The following is an 8,747-nucleotide window of genomic DNA, read 5'->3' as shown; positions in this document are numbered from 1 at the left end:
GGGGTTTTGTTTTGGGCGGTCGAAAAGTGTCCACTCTATCCGCGCACGGCTGGCATCCCTCAATCGCCCGACAAAATTGCACAGTTATTTCCGAGCCAGAGCACTAGAATAGCCACCTAACTATTTTAGAGTCAGAGCCCTATCTATGCCCGATCCGGTTGATGCCGTTGAGGTGTCGGATTTACCACTGGACGACCTGGTGGCATGCCATGAGTGCGATTTGCTGATGCGCAAGCCAGCGCTCGCCCCTGGCGAAAAAGCCCAGTGCCCACGCTGTGGCTACGAGTTGTATGCTCACCGCCACAATGTGGTCGAGCGGAGCCTTGCTTTAGTACTTGCGGCCCTGCTGCTTTACATCCCGGCGAACTTTTTGCCCATCATGCAGCTCAATCTACTCGGGCAGTCCTCGGAGGACACCGTATGGAGCGGCGTTGTTGGCTTATTCGATACCGGTATGCAAGGCGTTGCTGCCGTTGTGTTCTTGTGCAGCATGGGGATCCCCTTGCTAAAGCTGCTCTGCCAATTGGCAGTGTTGCTCAGCATCCGCTGGAACATCGGTCGCAGTTACGGGCTGTTGTTGTACCGCATCTACCACCATATGAAGGATTGGGGGATGCTGGAGGTCTACTTGATGGGCGTACTGGTGGCAATCGTAAAGCTCGCCGACATGGCCTCCATCACGATCGGCCTGGGTCTGGTCTGCTTCGTCAGTTTATTAATGGTTCAAGTTCTGCTTGAGGTGGTGATGTCACCCCATCAGATCTGGCAAGCACTGTCAGGAGAGGATGACCATGCGGGCGATTGATGCAGGCATTCTGATTTGTACCGAATGCCATGAATTGAACAAGCAAGAAGCGGATACCGACGAGCAACTCTGTACCCGTTGCGGCGCGTTGATCCATGCGCGTCGCCCCAATAGCCTCACCCGTACCTGGGCATTGCTGATCACCGCAGCAATCTTGTATATCCCCGCCAACCTGTTGCCCATCATGACCGTCAACTCCCTCGGCCAAGGCGACCCGAGTACCATCATGGCGGGTGTGATCCAGCTGGTGCAGCACGGCATGTTTCCTATCGCCGCCGTGGTGTTCATCGCCAGTATTCTGGTGCCGACATTCAAGTTGGTAGGCATCGGCCTGTTGCTGTTCTCGGTGCAGCGTCACCAACCGCTGTCCGCGCAACAACGCATTGTGATGTACCGCTTTATCGAATTCATTGGCCGCTGGTCCATGCTGGATATCTTCGTGATCGCCATCCTGGTGGCGGTCGTTAACTTTGGGCGACTTGCCAGTGTCGAGGCCAATCTCGGTGCTGCAGCGTTCGCCAGTGTGGTGATCTTGACGATGCTTGCCGCAGTAACTTTCGATCCCCGACTGATTTGGGATAACACGGAGTCGGACGACGACCATGAGTGATTTGCCTAAAGCTAAAACCCGCCCGGCCTCCAATTGGTCGGCTATTTGGGTGTTGCCCCTGATTGCCCTGATCATCGGTGGCTGGCTGGGGTGGCGCGCCTACTCCCAGCAAGGTCTTGAGATTCAGGTTCGCTTTGAGAGCGGCGAGGGTATTCAAGTCAACAAGACTGAAGTGGTCTACAAAGGCATGACCGTCGGCAAGGTCAAGACCCTGGCCCTGGATGACGAAGGCAGCAATCGCGGGGTGATCGCCACCATCGAGATGAACAAGGACGTCGAACAATATCTCAAGACCAACACCCGCTTCTGGTTGGTCAAGCCCAGCGTCAGCCTCGCCGGCATCACTGGCCTGGAGACCCTGGTTTCGGGTAACTACATCGCCGCCAGCCCGGGCGATGGTGAGCCCACGCGCAAGTTCAAGGCGCTCTCTGAAGAACCACCGTTATCCGACGCCAAGCCGGGCCTGCACCTGACGCTCAAGGCCGACCGCCTGGGCTCGCTGAACCGTGGCAGTCCGGTGTTCTACAAGCAGATTCAGGTCGGCCAGGTCAAAAGCTATCTGTTGTCCGAAGACCAGAGCATCGTTGAGATCAAGGTTTATATCGAGCCGACCTACGCCAGCCTGGTGCGCAAGCACACGCGTTTCTGGAACGCCAGCGGCATCAGTATCGACGCCAACCTCTCCGGGGTGAAGGTGCGCAGCGAATCGCTTTCCAGCATTGTGGCCGGTGGTATCGCCTTCGCCACGCCTGAGAATCGCCAAGACAGCCCACCCACCGACCCGAGCCTGCCTTTTCGCCTGTACGAGGACTTCGATGCCGCCGCAGCCGGCATCAAGGTCAAGGTCAAACTCACCGATTTCGAAGGCCTCCAGGCCGGGCGTACCCCGGTCATGTACAAAGGCATCCAGGTTGGTAGCCTGAAAACCTTGAAGATCGACCCGGACCTGTCCAGCGCCAGCGCCGAGTTGACCCTTGATCCTTTGGCCGAAGACTACCTGGTCCAGGACACGCAATTCTGGGTGGTCAAGCCGTCCATCTCCCTGGCAGGCATCACCGGCCTGGAAGCACTGGTCAAAGGTAACTACATCGCGATCCGCCCGGGTGACAAAGGCACCCCGCCACAACGTGAGTATGTGGCCCGCGCCAAGGCGCCGCCGTTAGACCTGCGCTCCCCCGGCCTGCACATGGTGCTGCTCACCGACAACCTGGGCTCGCTGGATGTCGGCAGCCCGATTCTGTACAAACAGGTCAAGGTGGGTTCGGTGCAGAGCTACCAGTTTTCACGCAAGAAGAAGCAACTCGTGATCGGCGTTCATATCGAGAAAGAGTATGAAGGCCTGGTCAACGGCTCGACACGTTTCTGGAACGCCAGCGGTGTCACTCTCACTGGTGGGCTCACCGGTGGCATCCAGGTCAAAAGCGAATCCCTGGCCAGCCTGATGGCCGGTGGTATCGCCTTCGAAACACCGGAGCCCAACGTTCCCCTGAAGCACCGTATCCCGCGCTTCCGTTTGTTCGCCGACCGTGACGCCGCGAATCAGCATGGCACCCTGGTGACGATCAAGGTCGATCGTGCCGACGGCCTGCGCCCCGGTACAGCCGTACGCTTCAAAGGCCTCGATGTTGGCAAGGTCGAGAGCGTCGACCTCAGCGCCGACATGCAGTCCGTATTGCTGCGCGCCCGTATTACTCAGGTGGCTGATCGTATCGCCCGCGCAGGCAGCCAGTTCTGGGTGGTCAAGCCGGAGCTGGGCCTGATGAAGACCTCCAATCTTGAAACCCTGGTCACCGGGCAATACATCGAGGTGCAGCCTGCGGTGAAAAATGCCGGGCCGCAAAAAAACTTTGTTGCACTGGATCAGCCGCCGGAGTCTGTCCATCAGGAGCAAGGTCTGAGCCTGACACTCAGCGCCGCTCGCCGTGGTTCGCTCAAAGAAGGCGTGCCGGTCACTTACCGTGAAGTCACCGTGGGCAAGGTCACCGGCTATGAACTGGGCCAGACCGCCGACCGTGTGTTGGTGCATATCCTGATCGAGCCCAAGTACGCACCCCTGGTACGCAGTGGCAGTCGCTTCTGGAACACCAGCGGCTTCGGTCTCGACTTCGGCCTGTTCAAGGGCGCGACGGTGCGCACCGAGTCCCTGGAGACCTTGGTGGCCGGCGGTATCGCCTTTGCCACGCCGGATGGCGAACGCATGGGCAACCCGGCACGGCCACAGCAGACCTTCCCGTTGTTCGATAAGTTTGAAGATGAGTGGCTGACCTGGGCGCCCAAGATTCCACTCGGTAAATAAACCGATGCGCGGCCTTCGCGAGCAAGCCCGGCTCCCACAGGGATATGCATTTTCAGCAAGTATGCATTCCAACTGTGGGAGCCGGGCTTGCCCGCGATGAGGCCCACAAACACACCGCAAATCCCAAGCCGAAAAAAAGGCCGCGATCCAAAAGATCGCGGCCTTTTTGCATGTCAGCGCAACGCGTCAGACCTCATCCAGCTCCGGCTCATCGGCTTGCACATTCATCGTCGCCTTCACCACATCATGGCGACGGATGTATTTCCAGTCCGCCTCATCAATGTAGATTCCGTTCGGCCCGCTGCCGCCTTCCAGGTCGATCGCCACCTGGGCGGAGACCTGCGGCTTCACACTGGCCAGGATCGGCACGAAGCCCAGTTGCAAGCTGGTTTCCAGCAAGGCAGCCTGGTTCTTCTCATCAATGTCTGCAGCCTCATCGAGGTAATACGGCAAACGCACACGGCCGGCCTGGTCACGGTCCATCAAGTGCAACAACAAGTACATGTTGGTCAGCGCCTTGATGGTCATGGTGGTGCCGTTGGACGCGGCGCCATCGATGTCGGTATGAATCACCGGCTGACCGTGCACCTTGGTGATCTCGAACGCCAGTTCGAACAAGTCCTTGAGGCCCAGCTGGTTATGGTTGGCCGCAACGAGGCGCGCCAGGTATTCCTTGGCCTCTTCGTTCTTGTTGTCCTGCTCGGCGCTCTGGCTGAGGTCGAACACCGACAGCGTTTCGCCTTCTTCATACTGGCCAGCACTGTGGATGATCTGGTCGATATGCTTGAGGGCTTCCTTGTTCGGCGCCAGCACGATGCGAAAACTCTGCAGGTTGGAGACCTGGCGTTTGTTGATCTCGCGGTTGAATAACGCCAACTGGTGTTCAAGGCTGTCGTAGTCGCTACGGATATTGCGCAGGGTACGGGCAATATCGGTCACCGCTGCTCGGCGTGCCTTCCCCAGCGTCAACGCCTCATCGGTGCGGTGCGCGTAAGCGTTGATCAGCAGCTGCAGGCGACGCTCCATGTCATCTTCGCTGTCGAACTTGGCCACACCCTTGAGGCGCACCTGAGCGTACAGGGCTTCGATCTGGCCGTCGGCGCGCAGCAAGCCCTGCCAGCTATCCTGGTAGTCATTGAGCAGTGGCAGCAAGTTGTCCATGGAGTCGTCGACCGGGTCCATGAACGGCGTGCCGAACGGCAGGTCCGCCGGCAACAGCTGACGACGACGCAACGCATCATCCAGCGTGCGTTGCTTGGCTTCCATATCGCCGATCTGGCGGCCGACCAGTTGCAGCTTGGCCGATAATTGCTGGACGCGCTCGGTAAAGGCATCGCTGGAGCGCTTCAGCTCATCCTGGGCGGCTTCCATTTGCGCCAGGTTTTCCAGCTTCTCGCCTTCTTCTGCACTTAGGGTCTGGGTGCGGCGGAAATCTTCCAATGCCTTCTGAGCATCCAGCACCTGCTGATACAGCGCTTCGGTCTGGGTCTTGCTCGCCGCGCGGTCGGAAGCTACGGCCTGCTGGGTTTTGAGTTGCTTGAGTTCTTTTTCCAGGCGCTCCTTCTGGTCGCGCAATGCGGCGCGGTCGGCCAGGGCCTGCAACGCAGGCGGCTCGATGTGCGAGATGTCGATGGACAGCCCCGGCACTTCAAAGCGCTCGCCTTTGAAGCCATCGAGAATCTGCTCCAGGGATTTGACCCACTGGCCGTCCTCATCCAGCGTGATGCCGTGCTCACCCAGAGGCAGGCTGAACAACGAGCTGTTGAACAGGCGCATCAGGCGTTCGACATCCTGTTGCGAGAACTCCTCGCGCAGCTTGGCATAGCTGTTGTTGTCGGCGTGATCGAGTTGCTGCCTGACCGACTTCAAGCGCTTTTCCAGGTCGCGCAGACGCTCGTTCAGGTCCTCGGCGCTGAACTGTCGCGACTGCGCCAATGCGCCCGCCAGTTCATCGTGGGCGTCCTTGGCGGCGAGCAACTGTTGCTCCAGCACCTTGACGTCATCCACCAGGGCAAAGCGATGCTTGAGTACCGACAGCTCGCCCAGCCAACGCTGGATACCGCTGATCTCCCGCTCCAGACGCATCAGTTCCTGAGTACCGCCACGCTGGTCGTTCTGCAGCGCGTCCTGCTCGTTGCGGTAGTGCTCGGCCTGGATGGTCAGCTCTTCCTTGCGCGCACTGGCGTAGTCCGACCAGGTGCCCAGCAACGAATCCAGCAGCGGTGACAGGCGATGCAGTTTGCCGCGCAAGGCGTCGCGTTGTTTCACGCCATTGGCCAACGCCTCGACCAACGGCCCGGCAGCCACCAGCGAGTTGTAGTCCTGCTCCATGCGTCGCACATCACGGAAGGCTTCTTCGCACGCAGCGATGTAGTCGACACTGCCTGAACGCAAGCTGTGTTCGAACGCGTCGAGGAACAGTTGCTTGAGCTTGGCCGCGGTGATTTCGCGCATGTGCAGCAGGTTGATAAACAACGCACGGAACGTCTTCAAGCTCTGTTCGCTGGTGGAGCGCAGCGGGATCAGGGTCAGGTCCAGCGGGATCGACGTATGGCCGCCCACCAGCAAGCGCCGCAGTTCATCAGGCTTGAGTTCGTAGGCTTTGAGGCCCTCGCGCTCAAGGTTGGTAAACAGCTCTTTCTGACGCAGACAGGTGTCGTTTTTCTGGTAGTGAGCCAGGTCCAGCTTGCCCGCATAGGCAAAGAACTGGTGACCGAAACCGCCGCCCGGCCCGCGTCCGACCACGCCGATGACGTGCGGGCCGTGGGGCAGGGAGACTTCTACCAGGATGTAGCTGGTATCGGTGGCAAAGTAGAAGCGCCGCGATTGTTCCAGCGTGTACTTGCCGAAACTCATGTCCGACATGCGCGCCAGGATCGGGAACTGCAAGGCGTTGATGGATGCGGATTTACCCAGGTTGTTCGCGCCATACACCGACAGCGGCTCTTCCAGCGGGAACAAGCCCAGGCTGTAACCGGCGGTGTTCAATAGGGCGAAGCGGCGGATGCCGTAACGTTCCTTACTCATACGTCGGTTTCCTGTTCTTCGGCAATGGCTCGGGCCAGGGCGTCTTCTTCGCTTTCCTCATCGAAGGCGCTAAGGTCCAGCGGGTCATCGGTCTTCAGCAGTTTTTCATCGCTGTCTTCGTCGATGATCACTGGCACCGGCAGCGGCAATACGCTGTGCACGCTGGCGGCGAGGTCGCGGTCCTGTTGCACCGACAGGCACACGTCGAGGAAACGGTGCATTGGTGGCAGGAAGCGGTAGATACCGTTGTCTTCGCTGGCAAAACCGAGTTGGGTCATGCGACGCATGATTTTTTCTTCGAGCTCTTCCTGGGTCTGCACTTCGGCCTGGATAAACAGGTCGCGGTACTTCTCCAGCAACGAAGGCAATTCGTCGCGCCCCAGGCTGCCGCCGTCGAGCACGGCAACCGGGTCGCGGCCCTGGTCGGCCAGGTGCTCGACGAGAATGAAGGTAAACAAGGCCAGGCGCTGGGCGGTCTTGTTGACCTGCGCGGCAGCCACGGCGGTGTCCGGGACGAAGTAGTAGAAACCGCGGGTATCGCATACCAGCTCAAAGCCCAAGGCCTTGAACAGCGTGCGGTACTGGTCCTGGAAGTTCGACAGCTGCGCGTACAGCTCCGGGTCGCGGCGGCTGACGTGGTAACCCTTGAACAGCTCGCGAAAAATCGGCGCCAGCTGGGACAGTTCGGATAGATCAAGATGCATAAGGGGTGCTCGCAGAATTCTCGGTGGCGTCAACGCCGGCCGGGAGCAGGGCGAAGGAGCGCAGGCTGACCTGATGCTCGTGGGTGTGGTAATCGCGACGTTCCAGGCGCTCGCGCTTGAAGCGTTTTTCCCGGGATAGGCGTGAAAACCAGTACAGCAATTCGTCGGTGGCGCCGTCGGGCTCCTGTTCCAGCAGCCAGGTCATCAGGTCCGGCATCGGCAGGGCGTCTTCGCAGCGCTCGAGCATTTCCTTGACCGTACGCGGCGCGCGCGGGGCTTCGCCCTTGTGGGATTTGTGCGCCTTGGGGAATCGCGCCGGTTTCGGCTCGAAATTGGCCAGGGCATACACATAAGCCTCGACCTGGCTGGCGCTGCCCAGGAAGGTGCTTTGCGGTCGGGTGAACATCGGCATCGCCGCTTGCGGCACCGCGTCCAGGCCTTTACGGCGAATCGCCGACAAGGCTAGCGCAGCGCCGCGAGTCACTGCGTTATGCCGGCGTGCTTCTTCGCGCAGCGGCAACAGCAGCTCGCGCGCATGGCGCAAGGTCAACTGGGCGCTGGTCTGCATTTCGAGGATGCGCGCGTGAGTGCGCAGCAGCATGTCGTCGTCCACCAGGTGGCCAAGACGCTGTTGCTCGGTGAGCATGCGCAGCAGCACGTTTTCCACCTTGCGCACGCCTTGCTCGAAGGCGCCGTCAGCGTTCACCAGCTGAATCATCGGCTCGACGTATTCGTCCCAGGTTGCCAACACCTCGGCGTAGCGCTGGCGCAACGGGATCTGGCGGTCGCTGGTCTTGGCGCGATCGGCCACGGCGGCGAGGGCCTGTTCGTCGTTGGCAAGTTTTTTCAGCACGTCGCGCACGCGCATATCCAGCAAGCGCAGTTGCCGGGCCAGGTCATGGCCGTCGCGGATGTCGAAGGCGTCCTGGATATAACCGGCCAGGCGCTCAAGGTGGCGCAGGTAGGCTTCGATTTCCAGGCACAGGCCAAGCCGGTGCTCCTTGCGAAGATAAGCGAGGAAGTCGTGGATCTGCGCGTTGAGCTCGAAACGGTTCGGGCTCTTGGCGACAGGTACCAGGATATCCAGGCGAATCCACACGTCCAGCAGGCTGGTAATGTCCTGGGGCGTGCTGTCCAGTTGTTGGGCGGCCAATTGTGCGCGCAGCTCGCTCAGGCTCAGGGTGCCTTGGTCGAAGTGTTCGCACAGAGGCTCAAGTAAGGCCCAGTGTTCGGCGAGGGCGCGCAGGACGCGCTTGGGTTCGATCATGGGAATGGCCGGCTGGTTGGCGATTAAAAGTCGCGATT

6 protein-coding genes are annotated in these 8,747 nt (G+C 60.0%); 3 read left to right on the top strand and 3 right to left on the bottom strand.

Going from position 1 to position 8,747, the window contains the following annotated elements; all coding sequences use genetic code 11:
* The first annotated feature begins 145 nt into the window (after positions 1–145).
* Genes E4P01_RS10660 through E4P01_RS10650 form a run of 3 tightly spaced genes read left to right on the top strand, consistent with a single transcriptional unit; the run spans position 146 to position 3,711 of the window.
* On the top strand, positions 146–805 hold the full coding sequence (locus tag E4P01_RS10660) for a paraquat-inducible protein A (RefSeq protein ID WP_032878058.1): 660 nt from the start codon (positions 146–148) through the stop codon (positions 803–805).
* Positions 792–1,415, top strand: coding sequence for a paraquat-inducible protein A (locus E4P01_RS10655; RefSeq protein WP_032878056.1), 624 nt, complete (start codon positions 792–794; stop codon positions 1,413–1,415). The genes E4P01_RS10660 and E4P01_RS10655 overlap by 14 nt, the downstream gene beginning before the upstream one ends.
* Complete coding sequence (locus E4P01_RS10650) at positions 1,408–3,711, top strand: MlaD family protein (protein ID WP_216090699.1); 2,304 nt, start codon at positions 1,408–1,410, stop codon at positions 3,709–3,711. Before E4P01_RS10655 ends, E4P01_RS10650 begins: the two co-directional genes overlap by 8 nt.
* Before the next feature lie 186 nt (positions 3,712–3,897).
* Here E4P01_RS10650 and mksF read toward each other — a convergent pair whose 3' ends face one another.
* From mksF to mksB, 3 genes are read right to left on the bottom strand one after another with little or no spacing between them, the layout of a single operon-like run.
* A complete protein-coding gene (gene mksF, locus E4P01_RS10645; RefSeq protein WP_216090700.1) occupies positions 3,898–6,738 on the bottom strand; it encodes an Mks condensin complex protein MksF in 2,841 nt (946 codons plus the stop codon).
* Positions 6,735–7,442 (bottom strand): Mks condensin complex protein MksE, encoded by a 708-nt coding sequence (mksE, locus tag E4P01_RS10640; RefSeq protein WP_032878054.1) that lies wholly within the window; start codon positions 7,440–7,442, stop codon positions 6,735–6,737. The genes mksF and mksE overlap by 4 nt, the downstream gene beginning before the upstream one ends.
* Positions 7,432–8,709, bottom strand: coding sequence for an Mks condensin complex protein MksB (gene mksB / locus E4P01_RS10635; protein ID WP_005784507.1), 1,278 nt, complete (start codon positions 8,707–8,709; stop codon positions 7,432–7,434). The genes mksE and mksB overlap by 11 nt, the downstream gene beginning before the upstream one ends.
* Positions 8,710–8,747 lie beyond the last annotated feature (38 nt).

The sequence above is a fragment of the Pseudomonas sp. NCIMB 10586 genome (assembly GCF_023127895.1).
GTDB classification, from domain to species: domain Bacteria; phylum Pseudomonadota; class Gammaproteobacteria; order Pseudomonadales; family Pseudomonadaceae; genus Aquipseudomonas; species Aquipseudomonas synxantha_A.
This window is presented reverse-complemented; position numbering and strand designations above follow the sequence as displayed.

Coding starts and splice junctions, on each gene's coding strand:
- E4P01_RS10660 (WP_032878058.1), top strand. CDS start 146: ATGCCCGATCCGGTTGATGCCGTTGAGGTGTCGGATTTACCACTGGAC.
- E4P01_RS10655 (WP_032878056.1), top strand. CDS start 792: ATGCGGGCGATTGATGCAGGCATTCTGATTTGTACCGAATGCCATGAA.
- E4P01_RS10650 (WP_216090699.1), top strand. CDS start 1,408: ATGAGTGATTTGCCTAAAGCTAAAACCCGCCCGGCCTCCAATTGGTCG.
- mksF (WP_216090700.1), bottom strand. CDS start 6,738: ATGAGTAAGGAACGTTACGGCATCCGCCGCTTCGCCCTATTGAACACC.
- mksE (WP_032878054.1), bottom strand. CDS start 7,442: ATGCATCTTGATCTATCCGAACTGTCCCAGCTGGCGCCGATTTTTCGC.
- mksB (WP_005784507.1), bottom strand. CDS start 8,709: ATGATCGAACCCAAGCGCGTCCTGCGCGCCCTCGCCGAACACTGGGCC.